Annotated in this window: 17 protein-coding genes and 1 pseudogene; 9 read left to right on the plus strand and 9 right to left on the minus strand. The window is 71.6% G+C overall.

Annotated features, from left to right (window positions below; translation table 11 throughout):
* The first annotated feature begins 451 nt into the window (after positions 1-451).
* Positions 452-1,669, plus strand: a complete 1,218-nt coding sequence (locus CM1CMNOD_RS03955) for a pyridoxal phosphate-dependent aminotransferase (RefSeq protein WP_050803684.1) — start codon at positions 452-454, stop codon at positions 1,667-1,669.
* A 125-nt stretch (positions 1,670-1,794) separates the two neighbouring features.
* Here the strand turns inward: CM1CMNOD_RS03955 and CM1CMNOD_RS03960 are convergent, their stop codons facing one another.
* Together CM1CMNOD_RS03960 and CM1CMNOD_RS03965 are read right to left on the minus strand one after the other, a co-directional pair.
* Positions 1,795-2,640, minus strand: coding sequence for a hypothetical protein (locus CM1CMNOD_RS03960; RefSeq protein ID WP_131772150.1), 846 nt, complete (start codon positions 2,638-2,640; stop codon positions 1,795-1,797).
* A gap of 99 nt (positions 2,641-2,739) precedes the next feature.
* Positions 2,740-3,834 (minus strand): oxygenase MpaB family protein, encoded by a 1,095-nt coding sequence (locus tag CM1CMNOD_RS03965; protein WP_202797674.1) that lies wholly within the window; start codon positions 3,832-3,834, stop codon positions 2,740-2,742.
* Between the two features lie 242 nt (positions 3,835-4,076).
* On the opposite strand from CM1CMNOD_RS03965, the gene CM1CMNOD_RS03970 reads away from it, so the two are divergent.
* Positions 4,077-4,550, plus strand: coding sequence for an antibiotic biosynthesis monooxygenase family protein (locus tag CM1CMNOD_RS03970; protein WP_013872378.1), 474 nt, complete (start codon positions 4,077-4,079; stop codon positions 4,548-4,550).
* Positions 4,551-4,620: 70 nt separating this feature from the next.
* Here CM1CMNOD_RS03970 and CM1CMNOD_RS03975 read toward each other — a convergent pair whose 3' ends face one another.
* A complete protein-coding gene (locus tag CM1CMNOD_RS03975; protein ID WP_013872379.1) occupies positions 4,621-5,739 on the minus strand; it encodes a hemolysin family protein in 1,119 nt (372 codons plus the stop codon).
* Positions 5,736-7,355 carry a hemolysin family protein gene (locus tag CM1CMNOD_RS03980; protein ID WP_013872380.1) on the minus strand — a complete coding sequence of 540 codons (1,620 nt, stop codon included), beginning with the start codon at positions 7,353-7,355 and terminating at the stop codon, positions 5,736-5,738. Before CM1CMNOD_RS03980 ends, CM1CMNOD_RS03975 begins: the two co-directional genes overlap by 4 nt.
* A gap of 294 nt (positions 7,356-7,649) precedes the next feature.
* Between CM1CMNOD_RS03980 and CM1CMNOD_RS03985 the strand changes: the two genes are divergently transcribed.
* Both CM1CMNOD_RS03985 and CM1CMNOD_RS03990 read left to right on the plus strand, forming a co-directional pair.
* Positions 7,650-8,657 (plus strand): ParA family protein, encoded by a 1,008-nt coding sequence (locus tag CM1CMNOD_RS03985; protein WP_013872381.1) that lies wholly within the window; start codon positions 7,650-7,652, stop codon positions 8,655-8,657.
* The gene (locus CM1CMNOD_RS03990; protein WP_237702989.1) at positions 8,654-9,040 is read left to right on the plus strand and encodes a hypothetical protein; all 387 of its coding nucleotides are present in this window, start codon (positions 8,654-8,656) and stop codon (positions 9,038-9,040) included. The genes CM1CMNOD_RS03985 and CM1CMNOD_RS03990 overlap by 4 nt, the downstream gene beginning before the upstream one ends.
* A gap of 179 nt (positions 9,041-9,219) precedes the next feature.
* Here CM1CMNOD_RS03990 and CM1CMNOD_RS03995 read toward each other — a convergent pair whose 3' ends face one another.
* Positions 9,220-11,157: a DEAD/DEAH box helicase gene (locus CM1CMNOD_RS03995; protein ID WP_237703080.1), complete on the minus strand. Its 1,938-nt coding sequence runs from the start codon at positions 11,155-11,157 to the stop codon at positions 9,220-9,222.
* A gap of 527 nt (positions 11,158-11,684) precedes the next feature.
* Between CM1CMNOD_RS03995 and CM1CMNOD_RS04000 the strand changes: the two genes are divergently transcribed.
* Positions 11,685-12,569 (plus strand): ferritin-like fold-containing protein, encoded by an 885-nt coding sequence (locus CM1CMNOD_RS04000; protein WP_013872384.1) that lies wholly within the window; start codon positions 11,685-11,687, stop codon positions 12,567-12,569.
* A gap of 140 nt (positions 12,570-12,709) precedes the next feature.
* Here CM1CMNOD_RS04000 and CM1CMNOD_RS04005 read toward each other — a convergent pair whose 3' ends face one another.
* From CM1CMNOD_RS04005 to CM1CMNOD_RS04015, 3 genes are all read right to left on the minus strand, one after another.
* Positions 12,710-12,937, minus strand: a complete 228-nt coding sequence (locus CM1CMNOD_RS04005; protein ID WP_013872385.1) for a DUF3107 domain-containing protein — start codon at positions 12,935-12,937, stop codon at positions 12,710-12,712.
* A 198-nt stretch (positions 12,938-13,135) separates the two neighbouring features.
* Positions 13,136-13,831, minus strand: a complete 696-nt coding sequence (locus CM1CMNOD_RS04010; RefSeq protein ID WP_013872386.1) for a TetR/AcrR family transcriptional regulator — start codon at positions 13,829-13,831, stop codon at positions 13,136-13,138.
* Positions 13,832-14,342: 511 nt separating this feature from the next.
* Positions 14,343-14,555: a hypothetical protein gene (locus CM1CMNOD_RS04015; RefSeq protein WP_013872387.1), complete on the minus strand. Its 213-nt coding sequence runs from the start codon at positions 14,553-14,555 to the stop codon at positions 14,343-14,345.
* A 741-nt stretch (positions 14,556-15,296) separates the two neighbouring features.
* On the opposite strand from CM1CMNOD_RS04015, the gene CM1CMNOD_RS04020 reads away from it, so the two are divergent.
* The 3 genes from CM1CMNOD_RS04020 (at position 15,297) to CM1CMNOD_RS04030 (ending at position 18,240) form a co-directional block, all read left to right on the plus strand.
* Positions 15,297-16,286 carry a Ku protein gene (locus tag CM1CMNOD_RS04020; protein ID WP_013872388.1) on the plus strand — a complete coding sequence of 330 codons (990 nt, stop codon included), beginning with the start codon at positions 15,297-15,299 and terminating at the stop codon, positions 16,284-16,286.
* 246 nt (positions 16,287-16,532) lie between these two features.
* Positions 16,533-17,705, plus strand: a complete 1,173-nt coding sequence (moeZ, locus tag CM1CMNOD_RS04025; RefSeq protein ID WP_013872389.1) for an adenylyltransferase/sulfurtransferase MoeZ — start codon at positions 16,533-16,535, stop codon at positions 17,703-17,705.
* A 94-nt stretch (positions 17,706-17,799) separates the two neighbouring features.
* Positions 17,800-18,240, plus strand: a complete 441-nt coding sequence (locus tag CM1CMNOD_RS04030) for an MGMT family protein (RefSeq protein ID WP_013872390.1) — start codon at positions 17,800-17,802, stop codon at positions 18,238-18,240.
* Between the two features lie 291 nt (positions 18,241-18,531).
* Here the strand turns inward: CM1CMNOD_RS04030 and CM1CMNOD_RS04035 are convergent.
* Positions 18,532-19,722 (minus strand): annotated as a pseudogene (locus CM1CMNOD_RS04035) (RNA-guided endonuclease InsQ/TnpB family protein).
* A 191-nt stretch (positions 19,723-19,913) separates the two neighbouring features.
* On the opposite strand from CM1CMNOD_RS04035, the gene CM1CMNOD_RS04040 reads away from it, so the two are divergent.
* Positions 19,914-21,372: ATP-dependent helicase (locus tag CM1CMNOD_RS04040; protein ID WP_131773839.1), on the plus strand; the 1,459-nt coding region annotated here is incomplete at its 3' end.

Below are 21,372 nucleotides of genomic sequence, written 5' to 3' on the forward strand. Positions count from 1 at the left end.
CCCTGGGACGCCGTCGCCGCCGCCGAGCCACCCGGCTGAACCCCGTACCCCCGCGCCAGCCCGTATCCCCGCGCCCGGCTGGGGAGCGTCAGAGAATCTTGATTGGTGTTTGTCCGGGTAGGGCTGTGACCTGTGGAAACGCCTGAACGCCGCCGTCCGCCACGCCTCTGTTCGGGCGGCCCCTCCGAAGTGCCCGAAGGATGTGAATTCAGTGCTGTCACAGCGGCACCGGATTCACATCCTTGCCCATGGGCTGTCGTATGGATCATGTGAATGGCATCTGTTTCCGGTCGCGGCTCCGCCGGCGGTTTCAGCCGAGGAGCGTCCGGGGCCTGCTCGTTGTCCGGTAGGCCGGCGGGAGCTGGGCCATGATGGCTTCGTGACAGAGCGAGCGAGTGCCGGCCAGCCGAACACCGCGCCCTCGGCCGTGTCGCCGGCCGTGTCGCCGATCATGTTGCAGGACGCCCGGCTGCCCGGTGGCGGCCAGGCCCGGCCCGCGGGCGGCCCGTTGCGAGTGTCGGCGAAGGCCGGGACGTTCACCGAGTCGGTGATCCGGGAGATGACCCGGCTCTGCCTGGCGCACGACGGCATCAACCTCGCACAGGGCTTCCCGGACTTCCCCTGCCCGGCCGAACTGAAGGAGGCGGCGAAGGCCGCCATCGACGCGGACGACAACCAGTACGCCATCACCTGGGGCGCGAAGGCCTTCCGGCGCGCCATCGCCGCCAAGGTCGCCCGTACCTATCCGGGGTGGACGGTGGATCCGGAGACCGAGATCTGCGTGACCTGCGGTTCCACCGAAGCGATGATCGCGACCATGCTCGCGCTGGTCGACCCCGGCGAGGAGGTGCTGCTCTTCGAGCCCTTCTACGAGAACTACGGCCCGGACACGATCCTCTCCGGCGCGCGGCCGAAGTTCGTCCCGCTGCACGGGCCCGACTGGAGCATCGACGAGGCGCAGCTGCGCGCCGCCTTCTCCGACCGGGTCCGGGCCGTCGTCATCAACACGCCGCACAACCCGACCGGCAAGGTGTTCACCCGCGCCGAGCTGGAGCTGATCGCAGAGCTCTGCCAGCGGCACGACGCGCTCGTCTTCACCGACGAGATCTACGAGCACATCCAGTATCTCGGCCCGGGCGGGCACATCCCGCCCGCCACCGTCCCGGGGCTCGCCGACCGCACGGTCACGATCAACGCCCTGTCGAAGACCTATGCGGTGACGGGCTGGCGGGTCGGCTGGACCATCGCCCCACCGGCCTACACCGCCGCCATCCGCAAGGTCCACGACTTCCTGACCGTCGGGGCCGCCGCGCCGTTGCAGGCGGGCGGGGCCGCCGCTATGGCCCTGCCGTCGAGCTACTACGACAGCATCGTCACCGACTACCTCGAGCGCCGTGACCTGCTGTGCGGCGCGCTCGCCGCGGCCGGCTTCCATTTCCGGCCACCTGACGGAGCGTACTACGTCATGTGCGATACGCGATCGTTCGACCCTGACGGGGACGACGTGGCCTTCGCCCGCCGGCTACTGGAGACGGTCGGGGTGGCATCGGTCCCCGGATCGTCGTTCTTCAACGAACCCGCATACGGGCGTCACATCATACGTTTCGCCTTCCCGAAACGGCTGGACACCCTGCGGGCGGCGGCCCAGCGGCTGGCCATCCTCGCCTGACACACCCCGCCGCGCGCGCCCGCGCCCCGCGCACCCCGTGCCGCCCCACGGGTGGCCGCGGGGACGCGGCTATGCCCGGCTGCCGCGCTCCGCCGCGGGCTTCTGCGGGACCGAGGGCCCCGAGATCAGCACGTCGTGAGCAGGGAGGGGACGGGCAGCGGATACCGGCCGGCGGCGGCCCGGGCGCGTCCCCGGCGCACCTCGGCGGCCAGCCACCGCAGGTAGGCGTCGACGCCGCCACGGTGGTGTGGCCGCGACCACCGACCGCGCAGGTCACCGACTGGTGACCGCGATGCTCCGGCGGCGCCGGTAGCGGTCAGCATCACCGATCGTGGCGGCAGCAGATAGCGGCCGCGCAGGTACTCGCCCAGCCAGCGGGCCTGCGCCTCAGCGAGCCGGACGGCGTCGGTGACACTGATCGCCCCGGTGCCGCCGGCCGGCCCCGGCCCCGACCCCGGCGACACGCCGCTTGGCAGGACGCCACATCCGTACACCCCTTCCGCGTCCGGGTCGAAAACGCCGCCGAACAACGCCGATGGGACGGCGGGCGAGCTGGTCAGCCGGTGCGCGGCGGCCTTTCCGACGACAGGCCCGACGACTCCGCCGAGGAGGACCACGGCGTCCCATCGAGTCGCCGGCTGGTCACCGCCGCGGACGTCGAACGGCCGGCGGCCGTCGTCCTGCGGGTGAATCTCGTAGCCGCCGCTATCGAGCCTCGTGAACCGCCCGGCGAAGCCCCGCTCGTCCGGGAACTCCCCACCGGTTCTGGGAGACTCCCCACCGGCCCCGGCGGGTCCTCCGGTGGGCGAGGGGGGCGCCGTCGCCGGGCCGTCCGCGTCGTGCGTCGCGCGATCGTGTGTCACGAACAGGTGCGCGTCCAGCCCGGAGTCGATGAGCACGCGCAGCGCCGTACCGGCGGCCGGACCCGCACCGAACACCGCTACCCGGGGAAGTTGAGCCACGATCGGCAAGAGTAGGCCACATCCGGCTGCCCGTGACACCTCCCCGCTGTGTCGCCAGGCTGGCTTACGGTGTCGTCGGGACTGGCTGTCGGTGTTGTCGGGCTGGGGTCACCGGCCTGGTGCCACCGTCAGGTGGGCTGGGAGGCGGCGGGTCTGAGGCGGCAGCGGGTCCTCCTCCGTCCGCTGGCGCGGCGGTGTCATCACGAGGCGCCGCGGAGCGTCCCGGGGGATCATCCGGGCGTCGGGCACAGGCCTGGCAGTGCGCGTCCTGGCGCGGCGTGCCGTAGCGTCCCCCGACCCGGGGACCTGCCGTAGCCGGCGTGGCAGCGCGAGCAGCGCGGTACGTGTCGCCCGTGCGCCCAGGCAGGCGGCGGCGTCCAGCAGCGGCGTGTCGGGCAGGCCGTAGAGCCGCCGGGCCCAGCCAGGCAGCATCCCGACCGCGATCGCGCTCAGGGCGGACCACGCCGGGCGCGCGGGCGTGGTCCGCGACACCCACCGGGGCATGGGCGGCCGCAGGATGAACGAGATCATCTCGTGGGACTGCGAGGTCACCCGCAGGTGAGGGCGCATCCGGGCGAAATAGCGGGCAACCGCGGCCCGGCTGTCCGGGACATCCTCCGCCGGGATGCCGATCAGCTCGGCGGCACGCACCTGCTCGGCGAAGTAGGCGTCGGCCTGGCTGTCGGTAAGGCGCAGCCCGCATCGACGGGCTGTCGTGAGGAAGGACTCGACCTCGCTCGCATGCACCCACAGCAGCAGTTCGGGATCGGCGGCCCGGTAGGGCCGGCCGCTGGTGGGCTCGATGCCACGGATACCTGCGTGCACGTGACGTACCCGTTCGGCCGCGTGCCGTGCCTGTTCCGTGGTTCCGTAGGTGATCGTTTCGACGTAGGTGGCGGTGCGCAGCAGACGTCCCCACGGGTCGGCCCGGTAGGCGGAATGCTGGGCGACGCCGGCCATCGCCAGCGGATGCACGCCCTGCAGGAGCAACGCGCGGATACCGGCAATGATCATGCTCGGATCGCTGCGTACCCGCCAGGTCATGCTGGACGGCCCGAACAGCCCGACATCCGGGCCGGGGCTCGCCGCCATGCTGTCGGTGCTGTCGGTGGTACCGCTGGTGCTGTCGGTATCGGTGGCACTGTTGACGCTGGTGGCACCGCCCGCGTCGGCCATCGGCCGGCAGGCCCCGGATCGTGTCACGGCATCAGTGACCTCGTTGACTCGATGCCGCTGATCAATCACCTGAACATCCCCGTTTCTTACTCTCAGAAATCAAATAGCAACTAATAGTTCCACATTGACCATGATAGATGCATGCAGGGTGCGTTACGTGTCCAGATTGCGATCAGATGGTGATGCAATGCCGGGCGGTGCGTGCATGCGCCGCTCTGAGTGAGTCGTTGCGGTGTCGCGTGACCGGTGCCACGAACTAACGTGGCCTCATGAGCGTTGTGAAGATCAATGCACTGACCGTCCCGGCCGAGCTGCGGGCCACGCTGGAGCAGCGGTTCGCTGGTCGGGCCGGCATCGTGGAGGCCGCGGACGGTTTCGAGTGGTTCGAGCTGCTACGGCCGGTGGAGGGCACCGACACCTACCTCGTCTACACGCGTTGGCGTAGCGAGGAGGACTTCCAGAAATGGCAGGCGTCCAACGCCTTCCAGGCCGGGCACGCGCAGGCGGCGGCGGACGCCGCGGGTGGTCCGGGGCCGGCCGGTCATCCCGGAGCCGGCGGTCACCCCGGTGCCGGTGCGCCAGCCGGCCATGGCGCGCCGGCTGGTCATCCCGGATCTGGTGCGCCGGCCGGTCACGGCGGACCCGGCGGTCACCCCGGGGCTGGTGCGCCGGCCGCGACCGCGGCCACGCTGTGGTCCTTCGAGGTCGTCCAGTCGGCCGCGCCCAGGAACGAGAAGGCCTAGGAGCCACGCCTCGCCGCCCGAAGCCTCTCCGTCCGTAGGTGGAAGCCGTCACCAGGACAGCGGTTTCCACCTACGGCTTCCGCGCCTGTAGGTGGAAACCGCTGTCATAGGGGAGGTTTTCACCTACGCCCGGCCGGTGGCTGGCGTCCTCGATCTCGCCCACGAACTCCTCGACCACGTCCTCGAGAGCGATGACGCCGCGGGTCGTGCCGTTCGGCCCGGGTATCCGGCCGAGGTGGCAGCCGCTGCGCTGCATCAGGCGCAGGACCTCGTCCAGCGGCAGGTCGGCGCGGATCTCGACCATCGGCCGCAGCCTGCGTGGCGGCAGCGGTTCGTCCCGGGCGTCGCCGTGGATACCGATGACGTCCTTGGCGTGCACGAAACCGACGATTACCGGTCCCGGTCCGGCTGGGGCGTCGCCGTCGGCGGCGCGTACCGGGAAGCGGGAGAAGCCGGTCCCGGCGACCAGCCTCTCCAGCTCGGACGCGGTCACCGACCACGGGACGGTCACGATCTCGACAACCGGGATCATGATGGTGCCGGCGGTCCGCTCGGACAGTTCCAGCGCGCCGGTCAGCAACTCGTGCTCGGTGTCCTCCAACAGGCCCTGCTGCCGGGATTCCGCGATCATCACCGCGAGCTGGTCCGGGGTGTAGGCGGTGCTCAGCTCGTCCACCGGATGGACGCGGACGAGCCGGACACACCGGTTGGCGACGGCGTTGAGAAAGACGATCAGCGGGCGGGTCAGGCCGGCGAACCGGAGCAACGGCGGTGCGAGCCAGCGGGCGGCCTTCTCGGGGCCGGCCAGCGCGATGTTCTTCGGCACCATTTCGCCGAGCACGATGTGCAGGCAGACGACGATCAGGAGCGCGAGCGCGAACCCGATCGGGTGATGGAAACCGCTGGGGACGCCGAGCCCGTCCAGACCCCCCTCGATCAGGTGGGCGATCGCGGGCTCGGCCACCGCGCCGAGCCCGAGCGAGCAGATCGTGATGCCGAGCTGGGAAGCCGCGAGCATCAGCGACAGGTTCTCGATCGCGGTGAGGACGCTGCGGGCCTGGTGGTCGCCCTCGGCCGCATACGGTTCCATCTGGTCGCGACGGACCGAGATGACGGCGAACTCGGCGCCGACGAAGAACGCGTTGCCGGCCAGCAGGAAGATCGCGCCGACAAGATAGAGCAGGGTCATCGCCGTGCCCGTCCGGCCGGGCCGTCGGCGCCGACGGCGCTGCGCGGAGCGTGCGGGCCACGCGGGCCGGACGAGTGACCGGAGTGCCCGCTCCGGCGGGTCCGGGCTGGCTGGTCGGGCGGGCGGCCCGCCAGCCGGACACGGCTGACGCGATGATGGTCCATCTCCTCGACGGTGAGCAGTTGGCCTTCGACGTCGACCTGGTCACCCGGCTTGGGAATGCGCCCGAGCCGGTGCAGGACGACGCCGGCGACGGTTTCGTACGGGCCGTCGGGCAGCCGGACACCGGTCAGGTCGGCGACCTCGTCCGGGCGGAGCAGGCCGGACAGCGACCAGCTCCCGTCCGGCCCGGCGGTGGCGTCGGGTCTTTCCGGCGCGTCGTACTCGTCCAGGACATGGCCGACGAGTTCCTCGACGAGGTCCTCCAGGGTGACCAGGCCGGCGGTGCCGCCGTACTCGTCGATGACCACGGCGATCTGGAGGCTGTGCCCGCGCAGGGTGGTGAGCAGATCGTCGCAGCTCAGCGATGCCGGCACCACCACCGGAGCGACCATGAGCCGGCTGACCGGTGTGCTGCCGCGCTCGGCCGGCGGCACACCGAAGGCGTCCTTGACGTGGACGACCCCGACGACGTCGTCGACGTCCCCGGGAACAGCCGTGACGCTCCCCGGGCCCGGCGGCTCGGCGGCCTGGCCTCCGCCGCCGCGGCCGGTGGTGCCGCGATCGGCGCCCGTATCCCTACCGGCACTCGAATCCCTGCGGGCGCCGGTATCGGGCGCGGCGGCACCGGCGGGGCGCAGGACGGGGAAACGGGAGTGGCCTGATTCCCCGGTGACCCGGAGCAGTTCCGTGACGCTGTCGTCGGCGTGCAGCGCGACCACCCGCACCCGCGGCGTCATGACGTCCTGGGCGGCGCGCTCGCGTAGCCGCAGGGATCTGCCCAGCAGACTTGCGGTGTTGCCGGGCAGCGTGCCGTGCTCGGCCGACGAGCGCACCAGCCAGCCGAGCTCGGACGGTGATCTGGCCGATCGCAGTTGGGTCCGCGGCTCGATCCCCAGCGCGCGCAGCAACCGGTTGGCGGATCCGTCGAGAAGCGTGATGATCGGTCGGCAGACGCTGGAGAAGAGCATCTGCGGCCCGGCGACCCACTGGGCCGTGGCCATCGGTGTCGCGACCGCGATGTTCTTCGGGAAGAGCTCGCCGAAGATCATCTGGGTGACTGTCGCGATCAGCAGGGCGGCGGTCACCGCGACGGCATGGCCGACGTCGGCTGGCAGGCCGGTCGCGTTGATCGCCGGTAGCAGCAGGGAGGCGATCGCGGGCTCGGCGATGTAACCGAGTACCAGCGACGTCAGGGTGATTCCCAGCTGCGCGCCGGAAAGCTGGAACGACAGCGACCGGACGGCCCGCAGCACCCGGGCCGCGCGGTGGGAACCGTCCCGCGCCGCCTGCTCGAGCCGGCTGCGGTCGACCGCCACAAAGGCGAATTCGGCGGTCACGAACAGCCCGTTGGCGGCGATGAGGGCGACGACCAGCAGCAGGCCGAGAATGTCACCGATCATTGCGGTGGCGGGGGCCGGCGAAAGCCACCGCGGTGCTCGGACGATCGGGAGCATGCCGCGGACGCCGCTGTCGAGGCCGCCCGGAGCTCCCGCCCGGGCGGTACCGGCGCGCCGCGTGCCATCTCCTCATCCTCACAGACCTCCGCCGTGCCGCCCAGAGGTTTCCCGGGCCGGGGCCCGATGCCCAACCAGGTATGCCGACAGGAAGGCCCACGGCTGATCATGGCCCGATGAATGCGCGTTCTTTTATGATTTGTCCGAAATAGAGATCGAGTTTTTCAGGTATCGGTGATGTTGTTGTGGCGTGGGGTGTTGTGGTTTTGCGCCAACGCTTGGAGACTGATCTGTATGGCTCGCGTCTTCGCCGTCACAAACCAGAAGGGTGGCGTCGCCAAGACGACGTCCGTGGCGAGCCTCGGCGCCGCGCTGAGCGAGTTGGGATGCCGGGTTCTGCTCGTTGACCTCGACCCGCAGGCATGCCTGACGTTCTCCCTGGGCCTGGATCCAGACGTCATCGAGCTGTCCGTGCACGATGTGCTGCTGGGCCGGCTCAGCCCTGGCCTCGTGGTGCGGCGAACCGAGGACGGCCCGGATCTGCTGCCGGCGACCATCGAGCTGGCCGGCTGCGAGGCCGTGCTGTTGTCCCGCACCGGCCGTGAGCACGCGCTACGGCTCGCGCTCGCCGAGATCGACGAGCGCTACGACTTCATCCTGATCGACTGTCCGCCCTCGCTCGGAATCCTGACGATCAACGGGCTGACGGCGGCGGACGAGGTGATCATCCCGTTGCAGTGCGAGACCCTGTCGCATCGCGGTGTCGGGCAACTGCTCGACACCGTCCACGACGTGCAACGTCTGACCAACGCCGAGCTGCGGGTCCGCGGGGTGCTGCCGACCCTGTTCGACGCCCGGACCGCGCACGGCCGCGCCGTCCTGGCGGACGTTTCCGCCCGGTACGCGGTCGCGGTGCTCCAGCCGCCCATCGCGCGGTCGGTCCGGTTCGCCGAGGCGCCGGGTTCCGGACGTTCGATCCTCACGACGGCGAGACGTTCCAGGGGGGCGACGGCATACCGGGCGCATGCCCGGGCGCTGCTGGCGGGCTCCGCCACCGGGGCCGCGTCCGACCCTCGACGAGAGGGCGGCGGCGGGGCCGTGGCCCGAGGGACGGCTGGGAGCACGCCCCGGACGGCGTCCGCGGTGCCGCCGGTACCGGTGCCGGGATCGACGCCACCGGGCGGATCACCGGCTCGCCCGCCGGTGGCGGCCGGCGTGGTGGCGGGCATGACGGCCGGCGCGGTAGTCGGCGCGGCGGCAGCGGCGGCAGCCGGCACGGTGTCCCGGGCCACGAGCCGGTGAGTGCCCGCCGGGAAGCGGCTGCCGCGTCCGCCGGTTTCGACCGGCTACGGCCGCGCAGCGCCGCGCAGCCCCCACCCGCGGCCCACGAGCGCTTTGCCACCCCGGTGACGGTAGGCCGGGACGTCCACGGCAAGCGGGCGCTCTACAGCGGGGGCAGGCCGGGCACACCGGTCACGCCGGTGGCCAGCGGGCTGGATGTGATGTGCTCCCGCTGCGGGCAGACGACCACGCTCCGGCCGCGTGAGGCGGTCGCCCTGTTGATCCCCAGCGTGCATGTGCCGGTGCCACGGTTGCGGCACCGGTCCCTGGTGCGCTGCCCGGCATGCCGGCGGATCGCCTGGGTGCGCATCCGGCTGCGGGTCCACACCTCCGTCGAGCCCTGACAGGTCCGGCCGGGTGGCCGGCGGCGCGCTTCACGTCCGGGCTCCGCGCGTCCGCCGGGTTCTGACGGGACTGACAGGGACGACGGGCTGACCGACCCGACGAACCAGCGATCATGCCGGCTGTTCGGCCTTCCGGAACGCCGGGCTGGCCCGGACCGGGCTGGTCCGGGCCGGGGTCGTCAGGCCGACTCGGCTCGCTGCTCGATCCGGTCGTCCTGCCTGCCGGTGAGGTTCGCCTCCACGGCCGGTGAGCCGACGGGACGGCCGCGATCGTCGCGCCGCCGGTGGCGTCGGCGCCGCCGGGGAGCCGGCCCGGTCACCGCGGCGCCGTCCGCACCGGAGCCCGGAGCGGCAGAATCGTGGTCCACGATGCCCTGGTCCACGATATTGGGCTCCACGATGCCGGGTTCAACGATGTCGGGCTTCACGATGTCGGCAGCCACGATGGAATCCGAGCCGGTGTCCGGCGCCGTCGGATGCAGCGGAGCAGGCTCCAGGAACAGGGCAGCCCTGCTGGCCGCCGGCCGTATCCGCCCGCTGGTCCCGGCCGGCCGCGGTTCGGCCACGGACGGCCCGCCAGCCGGTGCGCCGGGAAGTTCCACGGACGCTGCCGGGGACAGGGCTGGGACCGCGTCGGCCGGGGCTGGACGAGCCGGCCGAGTGGATGCCGGCCGAGTGGATGCCGGCTGTTGCGCGGGCGCGTCCGCGTGAGCCGCCGGCTGCGCGTCGGTGGGCTCGTCGGCGGGGACCACGGTCACCGCCGCCACCGCGGCGCCGCCCCCACGGGTACGGCGCCTGGTCCGGGTCGTGCGGGCGGCGGGGGGCCGACCGGCCGACGGCTCGGCGCGGGTGGCGTCCGGCCGGTCACCGGCCCGGCCTGACCGCCGGCGCTTCGGACGCCCGGTCTCCCCGAGGTCCTCGACCTCCTCGGCGGCGAGCCCGGCCCGGGTACGGGACGCCTGCGGCAGCACCCCGCGGGCGTCCGCGGGGATGGACAGGGCCTCGAACAGGTGCGGGGATGTCGAGTAGGTCTCGACCGGCGTGTCGAAGGGCAGGCCCAGCGCCTGGTTGACCAGGGACCACCGCGGCAGGTCGTCCCAGTCGACGAAGGTCACCGCCACCCCGCTGCCGCCGGCCCGGCCGGTGCGGCCGACGCGGTGCAGGTAGACGTTCTCGTCCTCGGGGCACTGGTAGTTGACCACGTGGGTCACTCCGCCGATGTCGATGCCACGGGCGGCGACGTCGGTGGCGACCAGCACATCGATCTTGCCGGACCGGAACGCCCGCAGCGCCTGCTCCCGCTGGCCCTGGCCGATGTCCCCGTGGACGGCCGCGGCGGCGAAACCACGCCCGGTCAGGTCGTCGGCGACCCGGTCGGCGGTACGGCGGGTCCGGACGAAGACGATGGCCAGCCCTCGGCCCTCGGCCTGCAGGACCCGGGCCAGCACCTCGATCTTGTCCAGCGCGTGCGCGCGGAAGACGTGCTGGCTGATGTCCGGCACCGTGCGGCCCTCGTCGGGGTGCTCCGCGGTGACGTGCACCGGCCGCCGCATGAACCGGCGGGCCAGCGAGATCACCGGCGGCGGCATCGTCGCGGAGAACAGCAGCGTCTGGCGGATGTCCGGAAGCTGGGCGAGGATGCGCTCGACGTCCGGCAGGAAGCCCAGGTCGAGCATTTCGTCGGCCTCGTCGAGGACGAGCATGCGCACCGCCGTCAGCACGAGGGCGTTCTGGCGGGCCAGGTCGAGCAGCCTGCCGGGGGTGCCGACGACGATGTCCACGCCGGCGCGCAAGCTTGCCAGCTGCGGCTCGTAGGCACGGCCGCCGTAGACCGGCAGCACCCGCAGGCCGCGGCCCGAGCCGGCACGGTCGATGTCGGCGGTGACCTGCAGGCACAGCTCGCGGGTGGGAACGACCACGAGCGCCTGCGGCTGCCCGCTGGCGCCCTCGTCACGGCTGGTCGCCTGCTGCGCGAGCGGGATGCCGAAGGCGAGCGTCTTGCCGGTGCCGGTGCGGGCCTGCCCGATGATGTCGGACCCGGCCAGCGCCAGCGGAAGTGTCAGTTCCTGGATGGGGAAGGGGGAAACGATGCCCTTGGCGCGCAGGGCCTCGACGATCTCTTCACGGACGCCGAGGTCGGCGAAACCGGGCGCCGGTGTCGTGGCCGGCGCCGTCGGGGCCCCCGTCTCGCCGGCGTCCGGGTGCCCCGTGGGATCTGTGGGGTCATCGTGTCGGTGTGTTGTGGTTTCGGCTGAAACGGACAGCGGGATACTCCTGGTCTGCTAGAGGGCCGGAGACGGCGCGATCGTCCTTCGTTCGCGCCATCGAGGCCCAGGTCCCCGAGTCGCTATGAGCGGGATCCGACGCTGCACCCGCTCACGACATCTACCGGCGGGGTCCGCTGACCCGGAGTGGGGCGACGCCCGCGCGGGCCGGAAGTGGTCTTGGCAGCTCCCGGCTAATGATAAGGATAACCTGTGGGCTGCTCTCCGAGACATGTTCCGACACGATGACCTTCGGCAGGGTGCTGCGGCCCATTCCGTCAGATGCCGCAAGTGCCTGTGCCGTAAGGTGTCCCGGTCCTGCTTCCGGTCGGTGTATATCGGGGCGGTTCGCCGTGAGGACGAGGCTGAGGTGATCCGATATGACGGACAGTACGGGTACCGGCCGGGTCGGCTTTCCGGCGCCGTCGATCGGCGGGGACGACGCAGGCGGTCAGGCCGGCGGGGCCGGCACGGCACGCGGCCCCGATCCGGAGGGCCGAAAATGGTCCGATCATGATTCGGCCGTACCAGGGGCCCGGGCCCACGGGGTGGCCACCGACGCGCCCGAGTCGCACCGTGACGTTCAGGCCCGTGACGTGCAGGCTCGTGATGCTGTCCGCGCGGGCATACCGGACGTCGCCGTCGTGGATCTGCTGGGACTGCTTGCCTTTGGCGAACTGACCGCGTTCGAGCGGCTGGCCACGGACGCGCGGATGGCTCCCACCCTGACCGACAAGATTGCGCTGGCTGGCATCGCCGCTGCCGAATTCGCGCACTTCGAGGAGGTTCGTGCCCATCTGCTGCGGGTGGGGGTCGACCCGGTGCGGGCCATGGAGCCGTTCGTGTCGCCGCTGACGAACTTCCACAACCTCACCGCGCCTGCCGACTGGCTGGAAAGCCTGGTCAAGGTGTATGTCGGGGACAGCATCGCCGCGGACTTCTACCGCGAGATCGCCACCGTGCTCGATCCCGACGTGCGTGCGCTGGTCCTTGACGTCCTCGCCGACACCGGCCATGCCGCGTTCGCGGTGGGGCGGGTCCGGGCTGCGATCGAGGCCGATCCGACCGTGGCCGGCCGGCTCGCGCTGTGGGCCCGGCGGCTGGTGGGGGAGGCGCTGACCGAGGCACAGCGGGTCGCGGTGGAGCGCAGCGCGCTCGCCGCCCTGCTGAACGGGATAGGCGACCTGACAGCGCTGGCGGAGCTGTTCAACCGGATCACCCTCGCGCACACGGCACGGATGGACGCACTCGGCCTGTCGACCTGAGACAGCCCGGGCCCGGGCCGGGGCCGGGCGGCCGAAACCGACCCGACCCGGCCCGGGTAGCCGGCATCCGACTACCTTTTGTTCCGACTACCTTTTGTATTGTGTCGGGCGTTTCGGGTTACCGGAGGGTGCTGTCGCCGTCAGAGCGCGCCGAAACCGACCCGGCGTGTCTCGGATTCGGCGATCTCGACGTAGGCCAGCTTCCCGATCGGGATGACGACCCGCCGGCCCTTCTCGTCCACGAGCGTGAGCAGCCCCAGATCCGACCTGATCGCGTCGGTGACCGCCTGGGCCACGTCGTCCGGCGACTGGCCGCTCTCAATGATCAGTTCGCGCCCGACGTTCTGGATCCCGATCTTGACCTCCACCAGTGATGACCTCCGTGTTCGTCAGGTGTGCCGTCCAGGTTCCTGGTGACGTCCGGCGGCGGGAGAAGAGCGAGGGTCTCGCCGTCTTCGGCCGGCTAGGTCACCATAGGGCCTACGGCGCGGGGCGTGGGACGCGGCCGGGCCATGTTCGCTGGAGGCGTCAGGGTCGGCTGAAGACCTCAGGGTCCGTTGGAGACGTCAGGGTCCGCTGGAGGCGTCACCGTCGCCGGTGGTTTCCCGGGCCGGTGTCGGGTCGGTGCCGGTGGTGCGGCGCGGATATCCGGCGAGCCCCCGCCAGGCCAGTTCGACCATGGTCGCGACGGCCTGCTCCTTCGAGACCGCCCCGCCGGTGACCAGCCACCAGCGGGCGCCGGTCTCGGCGAGGCCCACCAGCCCGATCGAGAGCAGTTCGGCCTCGGCCGGGCCGACGCCGGTGTCCGCGGCGATGACGTCCGCGATGGCGTTGGCGCACTCGGTGAAACTGTTCTCCACCCGCTTGCGGACGGCGGGTTCGCTGCGTAGGTCGGACTCGAGAACGAGCTGGTAGGCGCCGCTGGGGTCGTCGACGAAGTCGAAGTAGGCCGCGATCGATCGGGCGATTCGGGTGTGGTTGTCGGTAGTGGACGCAAGCGCCCGCTGCACGCTGGAGACGAGGGCGTGGGCCTGCTCGTCCAGCAGCGCCAGGTAGAGCTCGAGCTTTCCGGGAAAGTGCTGGTAGAGGACAGGCTTGCTGACGCCCGCGCGTTCGGCGATCTCGTCCATCGCCGCGGCGTGATAGCCCTGGGCAACGAAAACTTCACGGGCCGCTCCCAGCAGCTGGAAACGGCGAGCGGTGCGCGGCAGCCGGGCGGTCTTGCCTGAACGCGGTTGCGGCGCGGCCGGCTCGGCGCTCACCGGCGCACCTCCTTTGATCGGTCGAGCCTCGGTGCCGGCTCGGCGGCCGCCCGTGCCGGGAGTGGTGCCCGTCCGGATGTCCGGGCTGGGCGTCGCACCCGGCCGGGACCCGACCTGTAGTGCTTTGTCATGTTATGTGAACATAAGATGAGCACTCGGATCTGGGCGGGACCTGAGTACGGGATCCGGGGTACAGGATCTGGGATACAGGATCTGGAACAGGGGATTTGAGCGTCTGTGGATGTGGGTACCAGGCGGGGGTGAACCCGCTGGTGGCTCACCGTACCTTTCCTGCCCGGCCCCGTCCTGACTGATCCCAGCCTGGCTGATTTCCAGGCCCGCCTGAGGAGTCGCGGGCAGGGTGATCATCCTTCTCCCGTGCGGGCGTGCCCGCGCCGGCGGGCCGCACCGAGCGGGCCCGTCGGCGCCGGCGCGTCACCGTTGGATCAGGGGGATATCAGGGGTCCGCGTGAACCGGGGCTCACGCGGGCTCGCCCGGGTCAGGCCCGCTTCACCGGTACTCGTCCTCGTCGACGTCGACGACGATCTGCTGCTCCGCGGCGTCGTACTCGTCGACCTCCAGCGACGACGGCCACGATGCCGTGAGCGGCAGCGAATCGCTCGTCAGGACCTCGCGCGCCTGCTCCGCGGCGTCCGCGTCGGGCACGTCGGGACGGTCGAGAACGTCATGCACGTCGAGCGGAAGATCCGTCGGTGAGGTCATGGCTTTCTCCTGTCAGCGCCTACGGACTGTGATCCTCTGTACTCTTGCGTTGGCCCTACCGCCGTTTTGGAACCTTCCACCTGTGCGCCGGGTGTACCTGCCGAAGTGGCAAAAAGATCGCCGTGTTCTTCGACTCGGTCCGGCACGTCGCCCACCATGAATACCAGCTCATCCGGCCGTGGGCAGGCAACGGCCCGGTCGTGCGGCGACCAGGTTAGAAACGTTCGGTGTGTTAGTGCGTACACAGAGTGTGCAGAGTGCGGAATTGTGTCGCGATCGTCGTGCGGTGGTTCCGGGGTCGGCGTCACCGCGTCAGGTGCTGGACGCGACGGCCGGCTTCGCCGGATGCCGCGGCGGCGCTGGCTGGCCGGCGAGCCGCCTCCTGGCTGGCGGTCCGGCGGGTGGAAGTCGTTCCGGGAGGTCCCCGGGGTGGACCGACGCCCGAGTGCTCCGCCTCGTGGCGCCCGGTGCCTGGGCGCTCTGCCCCGGGTGTGCGTTCGTCCGCGATTCGTTCGTCCGCGATTCGTTCGTCTTTTGTGCTCACACGGCTTCCGTACCCTCCAGCGTTGGGAGACCATTGGGCAAGGAGTGTGTTCGCTGACTGCGGAGCGCGGCCCGCCGGGCCGTACCCGTCAGCGCGGACATCTGATCCGGCGCTGTCGTGATCCGGTGCTGCCACCGCCGCGGTATGCCGGTCGGGACAACCTATGAACATGCTCAAACTCACAGTAAGGGGCGGGCATGCGGTCGATCTGGAAAGGCGCGATCTCCTTCGGTCTCGTCCGGATTCCGGTCCGGCTCTACCCGGCCACCGAGGACCGGGACGTCTCCTTCCACCAGGTCAGGCGGTGGGACGGGTCCCGCATCCGCTACAAGCGGGTCGCGGCGGCGGACGGGGTCGAAGTGCCCTACTCGGAGGTCGCCAAAGGCTACGAGCTGCCGTCCGGGGAGACCGTCGTGCTCACCGACGACGACTTCGCGAACCTGCCGCTGCCCACCTCCCACACGATCGACGTGCTGGAGTTCGTCCCGCTGGCGCAGGTCGACCCGATCTACTACGCCAGGAGCTACTACATCGAGCCCGACCGGGGCGGGGTCAGGTCGTACGTGCTCCTGCGCGACGCGCTCGGCCGCTCCGGCCGGGTCGCGCTCGTCAAGATCGCTCTGCGGCAGCGGGAGCAGCTTGCGACCCTGCGGATACGCGGCGACGTGCTCGTCCTGTCGACGATGGTCTGGCCGGACGAGGTGCGCCGGCCGGACTTCCCGTTCCTGGACGAGGAGGTGAACGTCGGCCCGCAGGAACTGGTCATGGCGCAGACGCTGATCGAGTCGTTGTCCGACGACTTCGACCCGACCCCCTACACCGACGGCTACCGGCAGGCCCTGCAGGCCGTCATCGACGCGAAGGTGTCGGGTAGCGACGTGGTGACCCCGCCGGTCGAGGGCGAGACGGCCACCTCCGCGGACGATCTGGTGGCCGTCCTCGCCGCCAGCGTGGCTCAGGCCCACCGCGACCGGCAGCCCACCGGCGCCGGCCGGGGCACCGGTCCCGCCGCGCCCGCCGCTCGCCCAGCCGTGTCCGGTACGGACGGAGGCGCTACGGACGGGGTCGGCACGGACGGCGCGGGGGTGGACGGCGCCGCCGGCAACGGCAATGGCAACGGCCGGCAGGGTGCACGCAACGGGAAGAGGGCCGGCGGGCCCAGAGCCGGGGCCGCGGGCCGCCGGTAGCGCCACCGCGGGCGAGCCGGACGGCCGGCGTGGCGAGCCCGGAGCATGGTGGGCTCGGGTCGCGGAAGCTTCCGCGCGCTGGCGGCGTTGTCGACATCAGCCCACGATCCAGGTGTGTCGTGCTCACGTCGTCGGCGTCCGGCCGCCGCCGGCGGACCGCCGATGATGGCATGGCGTCCCTGCGAGGATGGGACGACAGGGTAGCCGGACGTACGGATGCCAGCGCTGTAACCGCGAGGAGAGATCGTGTCACTGCCGCCTCTGGTCGAGCCAGCGGCCGACCTGACCATCGACGAGGTCCGCCGGTACTCCCGACATCTGATCATTCCGGATGTCGCCATGGACGGCCAGAAGCGGCTGAAGAACGCGAAGGTGCTCGCCGTCGGCGCCGGCGGGCTCGGCTCGCCGACCCTGCTGTACCTGGCCGCCGCCGGGGTGGGCACGCTCGGCATCGTCGAGTTCGACACCGTGGACGAGTCCAACCTGCAGCGTCAGATCATCCACGGGCAGTCCGACGTGGGGCGGTCCAAGGCGGAGTCGGCCCGGGACGCCATCCGCGAGATCAACCCGCACGTCAACGTCGTCCTGCACGAGACCCGGCTGGACACCTCGAACGTCACGGAGATCTTCAGCCAGTACGACCTGATCGTGGACGGGACGGACAACTTCGCCACCCGCTACCTGGTCAACGACGCGAGCGTGCTGCTCGGCAAGCCGTACGTGTGGGGGTCGATCTACCGGTTCGACGGGCAGGCGAGCGTGTTCTGGGCCGAGCACGGCCCGTGCTACCGCTGCCTCTACCCGGAGCCGCCCCCGCCCGGCATGGTGCCCTCCTGCGCCGAGGGCGGTGTGCTCGGCGTGCTGTGCGCGTCGATCGGGGCGATCCAGGCCACCGAGGCGATCAAGGTGCTGACCGGGATCGGCGAGCCGCTGGTCGGGCGGCTGACGGTCTACGACGCCCTGGAGCTGAGCTACCGCACCATCAGGGTCCGCAAGGACCCGGAGTGCCGGCTGTGCGGCAAGAACCCGACCATCACCGAGCTGATCGACTACGACGCGTTCTGCGGGGTCGTCTCGGACGAGGCCGAGCGGGCCGCCGCCGGCTCGACGATCCTGGCCACCGAGCTCAAGGACTGGCTGGACCGGGGCGAGCCGATCGAGCTGGTCGACGTGCGGGAACCGGCGGAGTGGGAGATCGTGCGCATCCCGGGGGCGCGCCTGATCCCCAAGGGCGAACTGCCGGCGCACCTGTCCGAACTGCCGCAGGACCGCCGGGTCGTCGTCTACTGCAAGAGCGGGGTGCGCTCGGCCGAGGCGCTGGCGACGTTGAAGGGGGCGGGGTTCTCCTCGGCGGTGCACGTCCAGGGCGGGGTGACCGCCTGGGCGAACCAGGTCGACAAGTCCCTGCCCGTCTACTGACCGCTCCGTCCGTCGACCGGTCCGTCGGAGGCGCCCAGGAGCCGGTTGCTCGGAAGCTGGTTGGTCGGAAGCCGATGGGAGGGCGGAGGCCGCAGTGGAGACTCGATGGGCCGGGCGGCGGCATGAGCCGCCGCTGAGCGTGTCCGCGGGGCTGGCCACCCGGATCAGCGTTGGCGGCCGGCCGAGCCCGTACGCGATGACCGTCCTCGAGGCGATCACGCGAATTCCCCGCGGCAAGGTGATGACCTATGGTGATGTCGCCGAATACGTGGGCGCGGGCACCGGCCGGACGGTCGGCGCCGTGCTCAGCCGGCACGGGCACGACGACGACGTGCCCTGGCACCGGGTGATCCGCTCCACCGGCGAGCCGAATCCCACCGCCCCGGTCGAGGCGCTGCGGCGGCTCGCCGCCGACGGCACCGCGCTGCGTCCCGGCGGGGAGCGGGTGGACCTGGCCGTGGCCCGCTGGGACGGCCGGACAGCCGGTGCCGCCGGTACCGCCAGGGCGGCCGGTTCCGCTGGTTCGGCCGGTTGACGGCGCACCCTGGCCGTCCACGTAATCCCGGTGACGGTGCACCAGGCCTGCCGCCCGCTGCCCGCTCCCACCGGGGCTGCCGGGCTTTCCCATCCGCTGCCCGGCCCCGGTGTCAGGGCGGCGGCGGAGGTCGTACGGGTGGTCGGCGGCACCCGGTCCACCGCCGTCCGCCTCATGACCGTGACTGCTGTTTCGCCCGGTTGCGCCAGCGGGACCGGATTTTGTCGGTGGGGCGTGGTGTGCTCTACGCCTTGACGTCCTCCCCCGTGTGAACGCGGGGGATTCCAACTCCTACACACCCGCCAGAGGAGGTGCGGTTCGTTGAGGTTCGCGGTTCACCGGCACGGCCAACGCCATGCCTCCCCGCGCGGTCACGGCCCGTCCGGCCGCGATATTCCTTGCGGCGTTGGTGTCGGCGTTGCTCTCGTGCCCGCAGGCGACGCACACGAACCGAGATTGGCTCTCTCTCGATGCGGCGGCCACCTGCCCGCAGGACGAGCAACGCTGACTGGTATAGGCGGCCGGGATCTTCTCCACCCGGCCGAGGGCTTTCTGTTCCAACCGCTGGACCAGCAGACCCCAGCCGCCCGCAAGAATACCCCGGTTCAGGCCGGCTTTCGCCCGGACGTTTGTCCCGGGCGTGTCGACCGTGCCCCGCGCCGACCGGGTCATCTGCCCGATCTTCAGATCTTCCACGCGGATCACGTCGAACCGGCGGGCGAGATCTGTCGAGGTTTTCTCCACCCAGTCTTTCCGCCGGTCGCCCTCCCGGGCCCGGAGCCGGGCGATCTGGGCCTTGAGTCGGCCGCGGCGGTTCGAGCCGCGTTTCGCCCGGGCGAGCCTGCGTTGCAGCCGGAGCAGCCGTTCAGCCTCCTTGAGTCGCAGGCCGGGGCAGATCAGCAGTTCCCCGGTGGACAGGGCCGCGGACACGGCCACACCCCGGTCGACACCGACGACTTCGCCGGTCCCGGATGCCTCGATGGGTTCGGGTGCGACGGTGAACGCGACATGCCACCGGCCCGCACGATCCCGGGTCACCCGGAACGACTTCGCGTCCGGTACCGGACGCGTGCGACGGAAACGCACCCAGCCGACTTTCGGGACCCGCACCTGCGACCAGCGGCGGTTCACGTGCCGGACATCACCGGGTTTCACCGCGACGATCCGGAAACCCTCGCCCCGGCCGCGTTTCCGGAACGACGGCTTCCGGTGCGAGCCGCGGAAAAAGTTCGCCATGGCCGTGGAGAAGTCCCGCAACGCCTGCTGCTGAACAATGATGCTGCCCTTGGCAAGCCAGTTGAACTCCCGTCGCGCTTCGGTCAACTGCCGGTTCTGCTCGGCATACCCGGGCGCGGGTCCGCGGCGTGGATTCCACCAGGATTGCTGTTCGACCGTGAGATTCTACACGTATCGCGCGTGCCCGCAATGCGACTCCAGAACCGCCACCTGATCGGTGGTCGGGTAGAGCCGGAAGCGGGACATGGAATGATTTTACCGAAGGGATGCCGCTCTGTGGTCACCGGCGAACCGGGGTTTTCCCGCCGGCCGGGATGTTCACCGCCGGTCGCGCTGCACTCAACGCCGGTCCCTGCGGATCGGCTTTCCCTGCCCCGCTCCGCGGGAGACCGGATTCCTCCCCGGCCTGCAGGCCGGGGCATCCTCCGGAGCCTTCGGTGACAGTTTCCCAGGACGCCGCCGGGCCCGGTGGAGCGGCCACGACCGCGGGCGGCCAGGCGGCCTACCGTCTCGTGCGGACTCCTCCGCCGCCGGTGCGGCCGCCTGCCCTCGATGCCGACCAGCGCCGGGTGGTCGACCACGCCGGGGGCCCGCTGCTCGTCCTCGCCGGGCCCGGCACGGGCAAGACGACCACGATCGTCGAGGCGGTGGCCCGGCGGGTGCGCGACGGGCTCGACCCGGCGGCGATCCTCGTGCTCACCTTCAGCCGGCGTGCCGCGCGGGAGCTGCGGGAGCGCATCACCTGGCGGCTGGGGGCCGCGGTCGGTGTCCCGCTTGCCTGGACGTTCCACGCCTGGTGCTACGCGCTGCTGCGGCTGTACCGGCCCGACCCGCTCGGCGTCCCGCCACGGCTGCTGTCCGGGCCCGAGCAGGACGCCCAGCTGCGCGACCTGCTCGCCGGCACGCGGGAGGTCGGCCGCCCCCGGTGGCCGGCGGCCCTGGCGGGCTGCCTGACCACCCGCGGGTTCGCCGAGGAGACGCGCGCGATGCTCGCCCGCGCCCGGGAGGTCGGTCTCGACCCGGACGCGCTGGCCCGGCTGGCCCGTGACACCGGCCGGGCGGACTGGGCGGCGATGGCGACCTTCTACGCCGACTATCTCGACGCTCTCGACCACGTGGGTGCCATCGACTATCCCGAACTGGTGCAGCGGGCGGCCCTCGTCGCCGAAAGCGATGATGTCGGGGCACAGCTGCGTCGCCGCTACCAGGCCGTGTTCGTCGACGAGTACCAGGACACCGATCCGGCGCAGGAACGGCTGCTGCGCGCTGTCGCCGGCGGCGGCGCCGACCTCGTCGTCGTCGGCGATCCGGACCAGTCGATCTACGGCTTCCGGGGGGCGGAGGTCCGTGGCCTGCTGGAGTTCCCGGCTCGTTTCCCCCACGTCGACGGGCGCGCGGCCGACGTCGTCACCCTGCGGCGCTGCCGTCGGCTGGGCCCGGTCGCGCTCGCGGTCAGCCGGGAGGTCGCCCGGCGCATCCCCGCCACCGGCCTGCCCGCCGGGCATCTGCGCGCCCACCGGGAGCTGGTCGCCGCCGGCCCGCCCGTCGCCGAACGGGTGGAGGCACGCACGTACACGACCACCGGCGCCCAGGCCGAGGGCATCGCGGACCTGCTGCGCCGGGAGCATCTGGGCAACGGCACCCCGTGGGAGCGGATGGCGGTCCTGGTCCGCAGCGCGACCCGGTCGATGCTGCTGCTGCGCCGGATGCTCGTCGCAGGTGGGGTGCCGGTCGAGGTGGCCGGCGACGAGCTGCCACCGGCCCGCGACGGCACGGTCGCCCCGCTGCTGCTCGCCCTGCGCTGCGTCGACGGCCCACCGAACGAGCTGACCGCGCAGGCGGCCCACACCCTGCTGACGAGCCCGCTGGGCGGGGCCGACCCGGGCGCGCTGCGGG

Origin of the sequence: Protofrankia symbiont of Coriaria myrtifolia, assembly GCF_900634755.1 — a bacterium.
Classification (GTDB): Bacteria; Actinomycetota; Actinomycetes; order Frankiales; family Frankiaceae; genus Protofrankia; species Protofrankia coriariae.